This is a genomic window from Clostridioides sp. LIBA-7678, from assembly GCF_056716065.1.
This window is the reverse complement of record NZ_CP196987.1, coordinates 415,543-431,914: the sequence shown is the minus strand read 5'-3', so window position 1 is coordinate 431,914 and position 16,372 is coordinate 415,543. Positions and strand designations below refer to the sequence as shown.

Annotated in this window: 16 protein-coding genes; 3 read left to right on the top strand and 13 right to left on the bottom strand. The window is 29.7% G+C overall.

Features of this window, described 5'->3' with window-relative positions; translation table 11 throughout:
* Window positions 1-451: 451 nt before the first annotated feature.
* Genes ACTG46_RS02345 through hadA form a run of 7 tightly spaced genes read right to left on the bottom strand, consistent with a single transcriptional unit; the run spans window position 452 to window position 7,913 of the window.
* Window positions 452-1,489 carry an electron transfer flavoprotein subunit alpha/FixB family protein gene (locus ACTG46_RS02345; protein ID WP_021382901.1) on the bottom strand — a complete coding sequence of 346 codons (1,038 nt, stop codon included), beginning with the start codon at window positions 1,487-1,489 and terminating at the stop codon, window positions 452-454.
* A gap of 18 nt (window positions 1,490-1,507) precedes the next feature.
* Window positions 1,508-2,293 carry an electron transfer flavoprotein subunit beta gene (gene etfB / locus ACTG46_RS02340; RefSeq protein WP_054268938.1) on the bottom strand — a complete coding sequence of 262 codons (786 nt, stop codon included), beginning with the start codon at window positions 2,291-2,293 and terminating at the stop codon, window positions 1,508-1,510.
* Between the two features lie 32 nt (window positions 2,294-2,325).
* Window positions 2,326-3,459 (bottom strand): putative isocaproyl-CoA dehydrogenase AcdB, encoded by a 1,134-nt coding sequence (acdB, locus tag ACTG46_RS02335; RefSeq protein ID WP_021382942.1) that lies wholly within the window; start codon window positions 3,457-3,459, stop codon window positions 2,326-2,328.
* Window positions 3,460-3,506: 47 nt separating this feature from the next.
* Window positions 3,507-4,634, bottom strand: coding sequence for a (R)-2-hydroxyisocaproyl-CoA dehydratase subunit beta (gene hadC / locus ACTG46_RS02330; RefSeq protein ID WP_054268937.1), 1,128 nt, complete (start codon window positions 4,632-4,634; stop codon window positions 3,507-3,509).
* Window positions 4,634-5,860 (bottom strand): (R)-2-hydroxyisocaproyl-CoA dehydratase subunit alpha, encoded by a 1,227-nt coding sequence (gene hadB, locus ACTG46_RS02325; protein WP_074179972.1) that lies wholly within the window; start codon window positions 5,858-5,860, stop codon window positions 4,634-4,636. Before hadB ends, hadC begins: the two co-directional genes overlap by 1 nt.
* A 14-nt stretch (window positions 5,861-5,874) precedes the next feature.
* On the bottom strand, window positions 5,875-6,675 hold the full coding sequence (gene hadI, locus ACTG46_RS02320) for a 2-hydroxyisocaproyl-CoA dehydratase activator HadI (protein ID WP_021382982.1): 801 nt from the start codon (window positions 6,673-6,675) through the stop codon (window positions 5,875-5,877).
* A 38-nt stretch (window positions 6,676-6,713) separates the two neighbouring features.
* Complete coding sequence (hadA, locus tag ACTG46_RS02315) at window positions 6,714-7,913, bottom strand: isocaprenoyl-CoA:2-hydroxyisocaproate CoA-transferase HadA (protein ID WP_054268935.1); 1,200 nt, start codon at window positions 7,911-7,913, stop codon at window positions 6,714-6,716.
* 676 nt (window positions 7,914-8,589) lie between these two features.
* Between hadA and ACTG46_RS02310 the strand changes: the two genes are divergently transcribed.
* From ACTG46_RS02310 to ACTG46_RS02300, 3 genes are all read left to right on the top strand, one after another.
* Window positions 8,590-9,588, top strand: a complete 999-nt coding sequence (locus tag ACTG46_RS02310; RefSeq protein ID WP_054268934.1) for a D-2-hydroxyacid dehydrogenase — start codon at window positions 8,590-8,592, stop codon at window positions 9,586-9,588.
* A 325-nt stretch (window positions 9,589-9,913) separates the two neighbouring features.
* A complete protein-coding gene (locus tag ACTG46_RS02305; protein ID WP_054268933.1) occupies window positions 9,914-10,441 on the top strand; it encodes a TIGR04002 family protein in 528 nt (175 codons plus the stop codon).
* 26 nt (window positions 10,442-10,467) lie between these two features.
* Window positions 10,468-11,064: a TIGR04100 family radical SAM protein gene (locus tag ACTG46_RS02300; protein ID WP_167639817.1), complete on the top strand. Its 597-nt coding sequence runs from the start codon at window positions 10,468-10,470 to the stop codon at window positions 11,062-11,064.
* A gap of 183 nt (window positions 11,065-11,247) precedes the next feature.
* Here ACTG46_RS02300 and ACTG46_RS02295 read toward each other — a convergent pair whose 3' ends face one another.
* The 6 genes from ACTG46_RS02295 to ACTG46_RS02270 form a co-directional block, all read right to left on the bottom strand.
* Window positions 11,248-12,111: an EamA family transporter gene (locus ACTG46_RS02295; RefSeq protein ID WP_054268931.1), complete on the bottom strand. Its 864-nt coding sequence runs from the start codon at window positions 12,109-12,111 to the stop codon at window positions 11,248-11,250.
* Between the two features lie 53 nt (window positions 12,112-12,164).
* Window positions 12,165-13,100, bottom strand: coding sequence for a D-aminoacyl-tRNA deacylase (locus tag ACTG46_RS02290; protein WP_479923515.1), 936 nt, complete (start codon window positions 13,098-13,100; stop codon window positions 12,165-12,167).
* 71 nt (window positions 13,101-13,171) lie between these two features.
* Entirely contained in the window at window positions 13,172-13,723 is a 552-nt protein-coding gene (locus ACTG46_RS02285; RefSeq protein WP_479923514.1) for a helix-turn-helix domain-containing protein, read from the bottom strand.
* Between the two features lie 225 nt (window positions 13,724-13,948).
* A complete protein-coding gene (locus ACTG46_RS02280) occupies window positions 13,949-14,440 on the bottom strand; it encodes a hypothetical protein (RefSeq protein WP_021382913.1) in 492 nt (163 codons plus the stop codon).
* 28 nt (window positions 14,441-14,468) lie between these two features.
* Entirely contained in the window at window positions 14,469-15,029 is a 561-nt protein-coding gene (locus ACTG46_RS02275) for a 5' nucleotidase, NT5C type (protein WP_054275723.1), read from the bottom strand.
* 151 nt (window positions 15,030-15,180) lie between these two features.
* The gene (locus ACTG46_RS02270) at window positions 15,181-16,338 is read right to left on the bottom strand and encodes a class I SAM-dependent methyltransferase (protein WP_054268928.1); all 1,158 of its coding nucleotides are present in this window, start codon (window positions 16,336-16,338) and stop codon (window positions 15,181-15,183) included.
* Window positions 16,339-16,372: the final 34 nt, after the last annotated feature.

Here is a 16,372-nt window from a genome sequence, read left to right as displayed (position 1 = left end):
GAACTACATACAAAATTTATTGTTTGCTTACAATAAATACCATTAGCACATACAACCAACTCCTCGTAATATTTGTCTTTTTAAATAGCTTCCTTCATTAAAATGTAACTAAGATATAATTTTAATGATTATAGTTTGTTAAAAATTTCATTTTGCTTTTAATTGTATTTTATCACACATTTAGTAATTATTTGTCTATTTAGTACAATTTAATTAAATTTAAGATTTATTCAAAAAAAATAAAGATAATCCTTATAGGGTATGACTCACATTTTGTAAGCAATACACATATAAGGATTATCTAGATTATCTTGTATTGTAAAATTTTATTCAAACAGACTTTTTAATAACTGACAAATACAAACTAGCAACAACTTATCAAAGGGTTAATAATCATGTTACTAACTAATAAGACTTATTCAATCAGTAATATTTATATAATTTGTATCAATTAAGCTTTTATAGCTTCTAATAAATCATCAACGCTATCTAATTTATCTATAAGCATTGGTACTATTTCATGTAAATCTCCAACTACTCCATAATCAGCGATTTCTAAAATTGGAGCTGCTGGGTTTTTGTTTATAGCAATTATGAAATCTGATGATTGCATACCTGCTAAATGTTGTATTGCTCCTGATATACCACAAGCTATGTATAGGTTTGGCTTAACAGTAGTTCCTGTTTGACCTACTTGGTGAGAATGGTCTATCCATCCAGCATCTACAGCTGCACGAGAAGAACCAACTACTCCACCTAATTTGTCAGCTAATTTCTTAAGCATTTCAAATCCTTCTGGTCCACCTAATCCTAAACCACCTGATACTATAACATTTGCATCTGTAAGAGATACTAAATCTTTTTTAGTTTTAACTGTTTCTAAAACAGTAGTTCTTATATCATCTTGAGTTATTTTATAGTCTAATGCTATAACTTCACCAGTTCTTGTTTCGTCTTGTTCAGCTTTATCCATAACACCAGGTCTAACTGTAGACATTTGAGGTCTATGGTTTGGACATATGATTGTAGCCATTATGTTTCCACCAAATGCTGGACGAGTTTGTTTTATTTTCTTATCTTCTGGGTCTATTTCTAACTTAGTACAGTCAGCTGTTAATCCAGTTCCAACTCTTGAAGCTATTCTAGGTGCTAAATCTCTACCTATATGAGTTGCTCCGAAAAGCATTATTTCTGGTTTTATTTCATCTATTGCATCTTTTATTACTTTTGTATATGCATCAGTTGTATATTTTTCTAAAAGAGCATCATCTGCAACATAAACTTTATCTGCTCCAAAAGTGATTAACTCTTTAGCTAATCCATCAACATCTTTTCCTAATAATACTGCACAAAGCTCAGCATCTACTTCTGTAGCTAATTTTCTTCCTTCTCCTAATAATTCGATAACTACTGGAGCTATTTTTCCTTCTCTTTGTTCTGCAAATATCCATACGTTTTTATAAGAACTTAAATCTTTTATATCATTCATAGTTTGTACTCCTCCAACTTATATAATGTGCTTTTGTTTTAGACCGATTATTATTTTGTTAGCTATTTCATCAGCTTTACCTTCTAAGATTTCTCCTTTTCCTCTTGGCTCAGGAGTAAATGATCTAAATACTTTAGTTGGTGATGCTTTTAAACCAACCTCTTCTTTATTTACATCTAAATCATCAATTGTCCAAACTTTTACATCATGTTTATATGCTTTTACTATTTTATCAACAGACATGTATCTAGGTGCATTTAACTCTTTTACTGCTGTTAAAAGTACAGGTGTACTTACTTTTATTAATTCATATCCATCTTCTAATTGTCTTTGAACTATTATATCTTTTCCTTCTATTTTGAAGTCTTGTACATATGTAACTTGAGGAATGTCTAATTTCTCTGCAATTTGTGGTCCAACTTGTGCAGTATCTCCATCTATTGCTTGTCTTCCTGCAAATATTATGTCATAATCTCCAACTTTAGCTATACCTGCTGCAATAGTATTTGATGTAGCCCAAGTATCAGCTCCTCCAAATGCTCTATCACTTAATAATATTGCATCATCAGCACCCATAGCTAAACACTCTCTTAGCATAAAGTCTGCTTGAGGAGGTCCCATTGTTATAACTGTTATAGTTACATCATCATGCTCATCTTTAATTTTTAAAGCTTCCTCTAATGCATTAGCATCATCTGGGTTTAATATACTTGGAACTCCATCTCTTATAAGAGTACCTGTTTCTTTATTTATTCTTACTTCGTTAGTATCTGGAACTTGTTTTACGCAAACTAATATTTTCAAAGTCTATACCTCCAATTTCATTAGATTATTTATTATTTTAATACGTTTGATGAAATTACCATTTTTTGAACTTCTGATGTTCCTTCGTATATTGATACGATTCTAGCGTCTCTGTACATTCTTTCGATTTCATAATCTTTTATGAATCCATATCCACCATGAAGTTGTAATGCTTTGTAAGCAACTTCATTTGCAACTTCTGCTGCATAGTATTTAGCCATTGCAGATTCTTGAGCAACTCTCATTCCTGCATCTCTCTTTTGTGCTGCATCGTAAACTAATCCTCTAGCTGCACAAACTTTTGTTTCCATATCAGCTATAGTAAATTGAGTATTTTGGAATTTAGCTATAGGCTTACCAAATTGAACTCTTTGTTTTGTATATTTAACAGCTTCATCTAAAGCACCTTGAGCAATTCCTAGAGCTAGAGCAGCAACACCTATTCTACCTACTTCTAAAGTACCCATTGCTATTTTAAATCCATTACCTTCTTTTCCTATAAGGTTTTCTTTTGGAACTTTAACATTTTCAAATATTAAGTCAGAAGTTTCAGTTCCTCTTATACCCATTTTATCTTCATGAGCTCCTGTCGAGAAACCGTCCCATTTACTTTCTACTATAAATGCTGATGTACCTCTAAGACCTTTACTTCTATCTGTAACTGCTATTACTATAGCTATGTCGCAGAATGGTCCATTAGTTATGAAAGTTTTTCTACCATTTAAGATGTAGTGGTCTCCAACTAATTCTGCTGTTGTTTGTTGCCCACCTGCATCAGAACCAGCTCCTGGCTCAGTTAAACCAAATGCTCCTATTAATTCACCTGTTGCTAAACCTTTTAAGTATTTTTGTTTTTGCTCTTCAGTACCATTGTAAAGTATTGGTAATGTAGCAAGAGAAGAACCAGCTGTAACAAAAGTAGCTGTTGATGCACATCTTCTAGCTATTTCTTCCATTATGATAGCATAAGAAACATATCCTGCTCCCCCACCACCATACTCTTCTGGAATATTACTGCTTATAAATTTTGTTTCAGCTAACTTTTTGATTAATTCCTTAGGCATTACACCTGTTTTATCCATTTCTGCTGGTAAAGTATCTAATTCTTTACTAACAAAATCTCTTACTGCTTTTCTTAAAAGTTCTTGTTCTTTGTTATATAACATAGCTTCCTCCAATTTTCACATTTTATAGTAAATTTATTTTAATGAACTTACGCTAAACTCATCATCTCAGCAAAAGTTTGAATACGAGTTCTGGCTTGTTCATTATTCTGAGTTTGTTGGTCAATTTCAACATATAAAGTAGGTATTCCACTATCTTCTATATCTTTTTTAACTAAAGGATAATCGTATTCTTCTGGGTCACAGAACTTCATCATACAGAAGATAACACCATCTATATCTTTCTTTTTAACTTCATCTACTATAAGTGACCCACGTTTTTTCTTAGGGTCATAAGCTAATGAACATCCTTCTATGTTTGACCATTGTCTTGCTAATCTTTCTAACGCATCATCACCTGCTGGTACATCTGTTCTGAATTGTCTTGTTTCTTGAGCTAAATCATCTGCTACAACTGATATATTGTTGTCTTCTAAAATATCTAATATATCTTTAGAATCAGCTACTATACCTGTTAATAAAACTTTCTTTCCAGAACAGACTTCTTCTGGCATAGCATTTAATTTTGCTATTAATTCTTTTACTAATTCAGTGTGTTCTTCTTTTCTCATAAAGAATCCACTTTTGATTACTAAGCTTCTTACTGATGGTTTTATAGTATTAGAATGTTTATAAGCTACTTCAACAAAGTCTCTCATAGTTTTTCTATGTTCATTGTAAACTTCTATACTTTCATGAATTTTTGCTTCTTCTATTTCATAACCACATATTTCTTCAAGCTCTCTTTTTACACCTTTGTACTCACTGATTAGGTATTTTACACCAGCTTCAAGTTTTCTATTTTGTGGATGTACTAATGATATATATTTTATATGAGGTACTGCTGATTTCCAGTTTTGTCCTAGACAAATTAATGTATCACACATACCTGGTATAATAACTCCAGATAATTCATCATAAGCACCTTTTAATCCATATTCTAAACATGATTGCATTATTGAACATGCAAATGCAGGGAAATATTGTTTAGCTAAATCTAATTCTGTTTGTCCTCCCCATATACCAACTGGAAGCATTCCAGCTGCATGTATAATCTCTTCTGGGCAGTAAACTGGGAAACAACCTATAGCTTTTTTACCAGTTTCATCTTTATATTTTTTTACAGCCGCATTTGGATTTTCAACTACTTCTTTCATTTTAGATAAAATAGCTTCCATTATATCTCACCTCTATTAAGTTTTTTTCTTTCTTCCATTACTTCAACTAAACCTTGAATTCTTGTTTCAAATTGAGCATTAGTAAAAGCTCTAGGATCTGCTTGGTCACCATCAAATCCAGCATATGGTAATCCAGTTTCTTCAGCTGCTCTTCTTTGCATTTCATATTGTATTAAACTCATAAGTTTACAGCTTCTGTTCATATGATAGAATGCTCCATCACATTTACCATCTATTAAAGAATCAACTCTATATTTTGTCATACGGTCTAAGTTTACATTGTTAAACATAGTACTGTATGCTACTGCCATTCCATCTAAATCATTAACTTCATATTGTAATGCCCAAGCATGTGGGTAAACACTACCTGTCATGTTAACTCCAAATTTAGCTAATGTTTTCATTTTGTATCCTATATATGGCCAACAAGGTATACCTTCCATCATTATTCTGTATTTTTCTTCTCCTCTGAAAGAAGATTTACCAGTTTTCATGTTGTCCTCTAATTCTTCTATAAGTAACTTAAATGCTTCTGTAGTTTCTTTTTTACCTCTAGCACAAACTATTACAGCCATGTAAGTAAATAAGTCAAATCCATTCATTGGTGAAGGAGAAGAATCTGCTGGTAAACTCATAGAGTATTTCCATAGTCTTCCATTCTCAGCTGATATTTTCATTACTTCTTCAAACTTCTTAGGGTCAAATTTCTTTCCTGATATAATTTCTAATTGCTTTATAGCTTCTTCAAATTGAGCTTTAATATAATCAATTCTTGATTGAGTAACTTCATCTTCATTATTGAAAGTTGTATCAATCATTATTAGAGGTATATCTAATTCTCTTGAAATATTTTCATACCATTTTATAACTTGGTTACATATATTGTTACAGCAAAGTAGGAAATCTGGAGCTGGCATATCTAAAGCTTCACAGCCACCATTTTCTAAAAGACCAAAATTTGTTCTTGCATATGCACATAGGTCGATAGAATATCCTTTAGATTCAGCCATTTCACATAATTCTAAAGAACCTTTTTTAGCCGCTACCCCAGCTGCTTGGTTTTCTGGATATAATACATTTAAGTCAAATACTTCTGCTAATTCTTGAGGAAATACTGATGTTGACCAACCTACAGGTCTTCCTTCTTCTTTAGCTTTAAATGCATTTGCATATTGTTCAGCTAATAAATCATTTATTACTACTCTAGCTTCTTTTTTTTCAGACATTTTCATCCCTCTTTTTATATATTTTTCACTTCTTTTTGTGATGTTTTCGCCTCATCAAAAGCGTATAATGCTGCTCCTAAAGCGCCCGTTAATTGAGGTATATCAGGTACAATAATTTCTGTGTTGATTTCTCTTGCCATAGCTCTTACGATACCACTATTTCTAGCAACTCCACCAACCATAACTACATTTCTTTGTACTCCTATTCTTTTTACTAGGCTAGAAACTCTCTTTGCTACTGAAGTATGAATACCTGCCACTATATCTTCAATTTTTGCATTTTCAGATAAATGTGATATAACCTCAGACTCTGCAAATACTGTACATGTACTGCTTATTGACACTTCATTTTGAGAATTCATAGATATACTTCCGAGTTCAGATACATCAACCTCTATTATCTTTGCCATTACATCTAAAAATCTTCCTGTACCAGCAGCACACTTGTCATTCATAAGAAAGTTTAGTAGTCTTCCATTATTATCTAACTTTAATACCTTTGCATCTTGACCACCTATGTCAATAATGGTTCTTGTCTCTGGAATTATGAAGTTTACTCCCCTGGCATGACAGCTTAATTCACTTATCTGCTTATCAGCATCTGAATAATTCATTCTTCCATATCCTGTAACTACAACTTTTTCAATGTCTTCTCTTGCAAGACCAGTCTTGCCATATAATTTTTCTAAAACTCTTGATGGTCCAGTAGTCCCAGTACCAGAAGATATTGTCTCATAAGCTACAATATCTTCTCCATCTTTTAAAATTACTCCCTTTGATGCAGTTGAACCTATATCTAATCCCATTGTGTACATCTTTAGCATTCTCCTTTTATAAAATCTAGAATTACTAATTAGTATCTTACAACTTTACTATCTTTGAAGTTATTTATTTTTTCTTCATCATAACCTAAAGATTTTAATACTTCTACAGTATGTTGACCTACTTTTGGTGCTGGTGTATAATCTTTTATTCCTTCATTTCTAAACATAACTGGAGTATTAACTAAGACACCTGTATTTCCGCTATCATATGTTTTCTTAAATAAGAAGTCGTTTGCCCAAGCTTGTTCGTCATCTAATAAGTCTTCACAGCTTTGGATTTTTTCAAATGGTAAGTCTGCTTCTTCTAATAGAGCTGACCACTCATCTAATGTTTTTTCTAACATAGCTTCTCCAACTATCTTAACTAAATCTTCAACATGATTAACCATTGAATCTATGTTATTGTATCTATCGTCTTCTAATATATATTCTCTATTTATAACCTTACAGAATTTGCCTAACCACTTGTTGTATTGTATTAAAGCTAATTGAATCCATCTTCCATCTTTACATTTATATGTAGTCATTAATGGGCTGTTTGGATTTTCTCTTGATAAAGGCATTTCATTTCCGTATTGTGCTGTTGTTATCATTGTTCCCATTCCATATATAGCTGTATGGAAAAGACTTACTGTTACTCTTTCACCTTTGCCAGTTTGACTTTTTTTATGTAATGCTGCTAAACTTCCTGCTGCTAATGCTAGACCTGCATAGTGGTCACCAAATCCTGCTGCTGTATTTGCTGGAGATGTTCCTTTTTCCATAACAGATTGGCTAACTCCTCCTCTTGCGAAGTATGCAGTGTAGTCAAATCCTGGTTTATCTTTTAAAGGTCCTTTTTCACCATATCCTAATATTTGAGAGAATATTAATCCTGGATATTTATCTTTTATTTGGTCATAAGCTATACCCATTTTTTCTAATGCTTGAACTCTAACATTAGTTACAAATATGTCTGCTTCTGATAATAATTTATGTAATATTTCTACTCCTTCTTTTGATTTTATATTAATACTTACACCCTTTTTATTTCCATTTTCTAATTCAAACATAGGGTTTTCATCATCTGATGCTGGAGATTTAAATGTTCCACCCATAACTCTTATTCCATCACCTTCTATAGGTTCAATCTTAATAACCTCTGCACCCCAGTCACCTAACATTTTTGCACAACATGGTGCTGCGATGAAACTTGAAAGTTCTACTACTTTAACTCCTTCTAAAAGCATAACGTTTTCCTCCTTAATAGTATCAATTATAAAATTTCGATTAAATCACTCATGAAATACCTTTTTCTGATATTAACTATTTGATGTCAAAGTTCCTAATCTTATCTAAAATAACTTAAAAATTATTAAAATTATTTTTTATTGTTTTATTGTCTTACACCTATATTGTTAAGCATTTATCGTGCCAACTTTATATTTAAGCAAAATATCGCTTGATTTGAATGTTTTTTAACAATATACAATTGAATTATTATTTTCATATCGTGGCATTATGCAACTCTCCATTGCATTTTGCCATCCTTTCTATGCATATAAAAGTTTTTTTTATATATTTTTTTGTGAAAAAGCTTGACATTTCAAAAAAAGTTTTCATTGCTAAACTCAAAAACACATGTTATCATTGTAATTAATCAGCAAGTTAGTTAACTAATTTCAAACTTAGATAAATTTTTAATAATATTTAATCTAAAAAATAACAATTTCTTTGATAAATTTTTAAAGCAATTATTACATTAAATAAAAAATAACTAAATATCGAAATATGACAGGGAAAACAATTTCAAAACTAAATTTTTAACCTTAAAAATTTTGTATAAAAAACATAGCCTTATATGTTACATATTATTTCTAAATGAAAGATTACCATATAATTTAATAATTACAGGAGGGTATTGATATGAAAATACTAGTATTTGGAGCACGCGATTATGAAGAACCAGTAATAAAACAATGGTCTGAAGAGCATAAGGATGTTCAAGTGGATATTTATCCTGAAAACATGACTGAAGAAAATGTGGTTAAAGCTAAAGGGTATGATGGTATATCTATACAACAAACTAACTATATAGATAACCCTTATATTTATGAGACTTTAAAAGATGCTGGGGTTAAAGTTATAGCTTCAAGAACTGCAGGAATGGATATGATACATTTTGGTTTAGTTAATGAAAATGGACTTATTGTTACTAATGTTCCTTCTTATTCACCTAATGCAATAGCTGAATTAGCTGTTACTCAAGCTATGAACCTTTTAAGAAAAACTCCTTTAGTAAAGAAAAAAGTCTGTGAAGGTGACTATCGTTGGATAGCTGAACTTCTTGGGACAGAAGTTAGATCTATTACAGTAGGTGTTATAGGTACTGGAAAAATAGGTGCTACTTCTGCAAAACTATTCAAAGGCTTAGGGGCTAACGTAATTGCATTTGACCAATATCCAAATAATGATTTAAATGATATATTAACTTATAAAGATACTTTAGAGGACCTTTTAAAAGAAGCTGACCTTATAACATTACATACTCCTTTACTTGAAGGAACAAAACATATGATAAACAAAGATACTCTAGCTATAATGAAGGATGGAGCTTATATAGTAAATACTGGTCGTGGTGGTTTAATTAAGACAGGGGACTTAATAGAAGCACTAGAATCAGGAAAAATAAGAGCTGCTGCCCTTGATACATTTGAAACTGAAGGATTATTCTTAAATAAAAAGATGAATCCAGGCGAATTAACTGACCCAGAAATAAACAAACTTCTTTCTATGGAACAAGTTATATTCACTCATCACCTTGGTTTCTTCACTAGTACAGCGATAGAAAATATAGTTTATTCTAGTTTAAGTAGTGCTGTAGAAGTTATAGAAACAGGAACTGCTACTAATAGAGTAAATTAGTATTTTATAAATATATTTTTTTATTAATTAGCTATTATCTAACAAAATAGCCTTTAATTTCCCAAATATAAGAGAGTCTATTGGGTAGACTCTCTTATATTATTTTTTTATCTCTAATTTATCCACTTCTAATACATCACATATTATATTCTACTTTGCCTACTACTCTATTCCACGTTTCTATTTATATACATTTGAATGGGTACAATCTATATTTTACAAAAAAAACACTAAACAAACTATGAAAATTGTATGATTAATATTAATATATGTATAAGAAAACATTACAATTATCTTAGTTTTGGATTTCTAGGGAGGGAGTATATTGGAAAAAATGAATAAAGTTACTTCTAAAAAAACGACCTATATTGTTACTTCTGCGTTATTTGCATCCATAATATGTTTGACAATAGCGTATATACTACATATCCCAGTGGGTGGAAATAATGGATATGTTCATATAGGAGATGCTTTTATTTATCTTGCTGCAACCATCTTACCAACAAACTACGCTATAGCAGCCTCTGCAATAGGTGCTGGTCTAGCTGATTTATCTACAGGTGCTGCTATTTGGGTAATACCAACTATAATCATAAAGCCAATACTTGTATTATTTTTCACTTCTAAAAGTGACAAGATAATAAATAAAAGAAATATAATTGCTTCGATTATAGCGGGTATAGTAGGGTTAGTCTTATACATGTTTGCTGAAGGAATAATCATTGGAAGCTTTACAAGTGCATTTATAATGAGCTTACTCGGTTTATTACAGCCAATAGGAAGTTTTATTGTCTTTATAATTTTAGGTATAGCACTTGATAAACTTGACTTTAAAAGACGTTATTTTAATTAAGAATTTAAATTTATGGAGGGAAAATTATGAATATCTTATATACAATTGAAAATAGTATCTATGTAAATATAACTAATACATGTCCATGTAGTTGTGTTTTTTGCATAAGAAATGAAAAAGATGAAGTAGCAAATAGTGGTAGTCTATGGTTGGAACATGAACCAAGTATAGACGAAGTAAAAGAAGCCTTCAACAAATACAATTTAGACGACTACGATGAAATTGTCTTTTGTGGATATGGTGAACCATTAATGAGAATAAATGAATTAGTAGAAGTTGCTAAGTTTATAAAAGAAAAAAGTAACATAAAGACAAGAATAAATACAAATGGTTTAAGTGATTTAATACACAATAAAAAAACAGCTATCCTATTAAAAGATGTTATAGATGCAGTATCAATAAGCCTTAATGCTCCAAATAAAGAAGCATATAATAGAGTTACACAACCAAAGTTTGGGGAGAAATCATTTGATTATATGTTAGATTTCGCAAGAGATTGCAAAAAACATATAAAAGAGGTGGCTTTCTCAGTAGTAGATGAAATATCTCCAGAAGAAATAGAAGAATCTAAGCAATTAGCAAAAGAACTTGATATACCACTAAGAGTTAGACATAAGAACTAATAATCTGTGAGATTCATATTATATCAAATATAAAAATCAATATAACCAAAATAGGGAATATAAACGAATTTATCTAAATAAATATGTTTATATTCCCTATTTATTAATTATGTATTAGCTATTTATTAAACTGACTTTAATTATCTATACTTCTTTATTACTTCTTTTTAATTAATGGAACGATTAAAGTAACAATAGCCATCCACCAATTAGTATTAAAATTGAACCTGGTATTTTTTCTTTTATATTTTCTTTGAATATAAAATGAGCAAGTATCAAAGTTATTATCATAGATACCTGAGAAAACGGTTCAGCTATACTAAGCTCTAGATTATTTAAAGCGATTAATAATGCTAAATAAGAATATCCATTAATAGCACCACTTACAATTGAAAGACCTTTTTTATTACTAAAAATCTCATAAATTACTTTTTGCTTCTTTTTAAATGCTAAGAATACAAATAGATTTAATCCCACAAAGAAATAAAGTATAGTCGAATATAGTATAGGAGATACTTGTACAAAAAAAGCCTTATCCAGCACTCTCCCTACTGATTGTAAAAATATGTACAAAAACATTAGTCTACATGGCAAGTTGTTAAAAATTACGGATACATTTTTTAGAAAAGAACTTACTTTTTTTAATATGAACACTCCACCAATCATAACTATGATTCCTGCAACTTTGGCTAAACTTAAACCTTCACCTAAAAATATAACTGATAAAAGTAATAGAAACAATGAATTTAGACTGTTTATTGGAGTCACAAGTGAAACTTCACCAGTTGCTAAAGATGTCACATATGCTACTGAGCCAATTGAGTAAACTAAGCTACTTATATAACATGGTATTAAAAATGACCAATCACTAACTTTATACGTTAAACTAAATGGAAGTAAACATACTCCTCCAATAAAGAAAAATAAAAATGATGAAGCTATATTTTTATAAATATCACCTTCTTCATCGCCTAATAACCTTACAACTACTCTCTCAAAAGCTAATAGCACTACTCTAATTAATAATGCAAAATAAGATAATATCATTTTTGACCTCACTTAAAAATTAATCTGACTTATTATTTATATTGATTATATAGCTACCATATAGGCAAATCTTTTGGATTTTTTAATATTTTATGTTTAAATACAGGGACATTAAGTTTTTCACCTAATTTACGACATTGCTCTTTATAAGTACCTTTTAATTTATCATGAAAAACTATACCATCAATTCCATCTTCAATACTATTTACACATTTCTCTAATTTTTCAAATCCAAATTCATCATCATACATCCCACTTACAATCCACTGATTTGGCAGTACATGTCCAATTGATATGTTATATTCTTTATTTTTTATAATATCTGCAAAAGATTTTTCAAAATGAACCCCTCCAACACATAATAAAGTTTTTAAAGGTTCATCATTATCAAATACTCTAACCAGTGCTTTTGCTAATACTTGTATTGCCACCTTATTATTAAAACTATCACTACTACTTCCTATCTCTATGTCTAACATAGGTACAGAATATTCTGTAATTAGTTTAGATTCTTCGCCATATGTTGTGCCAGACCAATGGGTTGCTTCTGTTAATGTAGTAAATTCATCAAGTGAAGTTTCATTTTTTATATCTTCAATTGCATTAATTATGTTTTTAAAGTATCTTGGGTTAGAATTTCCAAACTCTCCTGTTGGTACATCTCCAATCGTATGAGCTGTTAAAATCTGCTCTGGAGCATTTTCCCCCTCATGCCAATTTACAACACCTGCAAAATTATAATCTTTGAAATATTTATTTAAAATTGGCAAGTAATATTTGTAATTATGACTTATTACATCTTTTGTCTTTACAAACTGAAATAAATTATTGTCTTTATCTGTAAATTCTAATACAAAACTTTCATCAATGACAATATCACTTTGCTTTAAATCCATCATTTCCTCACAACATTTAATCACACTATTTGCTACTGGGTCTTTCTTTAAATCATTACAAAAGAAAAAGACAGCTTTTTTGTTAATAATCATAAATCACACTCCTATTATTTAATCTCATACCTAAAAACATCTAAATATAACTATATACTTCACCAAATTATTTATACATAATATACTACCATGCTCATTTTAGCTATACCCTTACCTGAGTTTCTATATATATGTGATACATCTGCTTTAAATCTTATAGAATTTCCACTACACACAACATAATCATCTCCATTTATTTTGATGGTTACCTCACCACTAAAAACAGTTATAAACTCTTGTGTCCCTGAAAGTTCAGCATTTGAATCTAAATTTCCACCCTCTTCTATTTCAATCATAAATATTTCGAATCTTCTTTTAGAATCAAATGGAAATATCGGATAACTTATATATTTTCCATCATCCTCAATAAAATGGTCCACATCACTTTTTTGAACCAATTCTATATCACTTTCCTGTCTCTCCATCAATGATGTAAATGAAATTTTTAGTCCATTAGTTATTTTCTTTAAAGTAGATATAGTAGGATTTACCTCACATTTCTCAATCTGGGACAACATACTCTTACTTACTCCACTAAGTTGAGCAATCTTATCTAAACTAAGGTGTTTTTCTTTCCTTATTTTTTTCAAATTTTCTGAAATTATTTCATTTAAATTTTGCATAAATTCTCCTCCTGCTATACTAAGCTAAAAATAAATCATTTAGTTGTTTAATACATTTAGTAACTCAACTCTATTTTTCCATTATACTGTACATTATGTTTAATATACATTACTTTTTTAATAATGTAAATAGTTTTCTGAAACTTTGTGAAAATGTACAAATAAAAAAACTAGTAACCAATGTTTTTACAAGGCTACTAGTTTTTAACACCATACGATTCCATTTTAACTATAAAACTTAGATGCACCTATAAGCTGTCTTTTAGAAACAATCTTAGCTAGGTTTGCTAATGAAGAAATTTTTATATCTTTAAAAGAAACTAAAAATACAAACTTAAAATCGGTAAATTCTTGATTTATATTGTATATATCAAAATAACATCTCAAATTATCAAATAAGTAATTTTCTTGTAAATCTGCTTCTATCTCATCAGTAGCATCTTTTAAATAAGCTCTTACATCTTCAAATAAAACATTGAAATAAGACTCATCTATTTCTTCACCCAATTCTTCTAATATTTCTTCTATATCTAAATCATCCATATCAAAAGAATTTCCTGTCAGTTGACAATCAAACACTAATATGTTTTCTTGATTTATAGTATTTGATATATCTTGTACATATTCAAAGTCTGGACGTAATTCTAAAATATCTTTTACTTCACTGCTCTTTACATGAATCTTTCCTTTTCTATTTTCAAGTTTTAAATCTATCATATGCTCCCCCTTTCGATTTACAAATCTTTTAAACACTTTGTTTTATAATTTTTTCAATATCTATCCAATTATTAACTCTAACTATATTTTGATGTGTAATATCTTTATTATAGTTAGTATCTAGAAGTATTACTTTAACTCCAGCATCAGCTAATTGTACTGAGTTTAAAGGATTATCTTCTATAAATATATCACAGCTCAGCTCTCTTGCCTTTTCAACTTTATAATCACTTCCTAATAAGTAAACATCTATATCTGAAAATCCTTGTCTCGATAGCCAGTTTTTAGTTACATCAGTTAAACACTCATGTCTAGCTGTTACAAAAGATAACTTATGTCCTTTAGATAATGTGCCAATTACCTCAGTAGCACCCTCCACAATCTTTGCTTCATCATATGAATGTATATACTTATTATTAAATTCTGCATATACATCTCTTATCCCTGAACCATATAATTCTTCCCAATTATGTGTTATACACTCTGCTTCAGTTATGTTTTTATTAAAAATATCATTTAGGTATGGAAGAAAATGATAAGGGCTTGTTATTGTTCCATCTATATCAATACATATATTTAATTTGTTCATTTTTACCTCCATGTAACGTTTATTGATTTGATTAATCACATATTATAGCACAGCTTTAATTATAAATCAAAACTCTGGATATGACTATACCTATATAATACCAAAAAGCTTGCATATTTAAGCAAGCTTTTTGTAAATTTTACATTTTTAACTAATATATAAGTTTTTCTAAAGTTGGTTCAACTCCAAATTGAGCTTTAAGCTCTCTATATTCTTTTAATGCTTTTTCATTATTTGTTTTAGTTTTTATTGCTCTTATCATTAGATTTTTTGGTGTATCGAGTGGAGATATGTATTCTACTACAGAAGTATCATATCCATTGCCTTCTAATAACAAAGTTCTTAGACCATCAGTTATTAAATCTGCAAATCTAGCTTTAAATACTCCATGTTTTAATATTGGTTCCATAGATTCATATTTATATTGCCCTAATAATTCCTTATGGCAACATGGTACTACTACTATAGCTTCGGATTTTGCCCTAATTCCTAGACCTATTGCCATATCTGTTGCTGTATCACAAGCATGTAGACTTATCACAAGGTCAACATCTCTATTTGGTGTATAATTAGTCAAGTCCTCTTTTATAAACGACATATTTTTATATCCTAAGTTTTTAGCCATATTTCTTGATGCTTCTATAACTACATCTGAATAGTCTATTCCTATAAAATAACAGTTTTTCTTTAGCACTTCTTTTATATAAAAGTTTAAAACAAAACTTAGATAAGATTTACCACAAGCACAATCCAAAATTGTTATACAGTCTTTATCCTTTATTTCCTTTAGAATACTATCTATTAATTCCACAAAATGGTCTATCTGATTGTACTTTCTTATTTTATCATTTTTTATCTTACCATCTTTTGTAAGTACCCCAATTTCTTTTAAAAGTGCATTTGCCTGTCCTACTTTTACATAATAATCTCTGTTTTTTATTTGAGATGCTGTAAATTCATCTATTTTAGGTACTTCTTCTATGTTGTCTAGATACTTTACATTTACCTTCTTATTATCGCCTTCGATTACAACAATAGTTCCTCTCTCAATATATTTAAATACTAAACTATCATAGTTCTCTGCTTCTTTAGAAATATTCTTAAGCAATTCATTAAATGTATATAAATCTGATTTTCCTTTAAAATTAAATTTATACTTATTATCTTCCTCTGTTGCCACTCCTTTAAATTCTTTTCTTCCAGATTTAAAAATCACTTCTAACTCAATAAAAAAATCCTTATTATCAAGGTTTCTTTGAGTAATCCCCATAAAAAACATATTTAGTTTTCCAATACTCTGCTTATTCATCTTAATCTCCCTTTTAACTTATATGCTTAATTCT

Coding starts and splice junctions, on each gene's coding strand:
- hadC (WP_054268937.1), bottom strand. CDS start 4,634: ATGGAAGCTATTTTATCTAAAATGAAAGAAGTAGTTGAAAATCCAAAT.
- hadI (WP_021382982.1), bottom strand. CDS start 6,675: ATGTACACAATGGGATTAGATATAGGTTCAACTGCATCAAAGGGAGTA.
- ACTG46_RS02310 (WP_054268934.1), top strand. CDS start 8,590: ATGAAAATACTAGTATTTGGAGCACGCGATTATGAAGAACCAGTAATA.
- ACTG46_RS02295 (WP_054268931.1), bottom strand. CDS start 12,111: ATGATATTATCTTATTTTGCATTATTAATTAGAGTAGTGCTATTAGCT.
- hadB (WP_074179972.1), bottom strand. CDS start 5,860: ATGTCTGAAAAAAAAGAAGCTAGAGTAGTAATAAATGATTTATTAGCT.
- ACTG46_RS02290 (WP_479923515.1), bottom strand. CDS start 13,100: ATGATTATTAACAAAAAAGCTGTCTTTTTCTTTTGTAATGATTTAAAG.
- acdB (WP_021382942.1), bottom strand. CDS start 3,459: ATGTTATATAACAAAGAACAAGAACTTTTAAGAAAAGCAGTAAGAGAT.
- ACTG46_RS02275 (WP_054275723.1), bottom strand. CDS start 15,029: ATGAACAAATTAAATATATGTATTGATATAGATGGAACAATAACAAGC.
- ACTG46_RS02345 (WP_021382901.1), bottom strand. CDS start 1,489: ATGAATGATATAAAAGATTTAAGTTCTTATAAAAACGTATGGATATTT.
- ACTG46_RS02300 (WP_167639817.1), top strand. CDS start 10,468: ATGAATATCTTATATACAATTGAAAATAGTATCTATGTAAATATAACT.
- ACTG46_RS02270 (WP_054268928.1), bottom strand. CDS start 16,338: ATGAATAAGCAGAGTATTGGAAAACTAAATATGTTTTTTATGGGGATT.
- ACTG46_RS02285 (WP_479923514.1), bottom strand. CDS start 13,723: ATGCAAAATTTAAATGAAATAATTTCAGAAAATTTGAAAAAAATAAGG.
- hadA (WP_054268935.1), bottom strand. CDS start 7,913: ATGCTTTTAGAAGGAGTTAAAGTAGTAGAACTTTCAAGTTTCATCGCA.
- ACTG46_RS02280 (WP_021382913.1), bottom strand. CDS start 14,440: ATGATAGATTTAAAACTTGAAAATAGAAAAGGAAAGATTCATGTAAAG.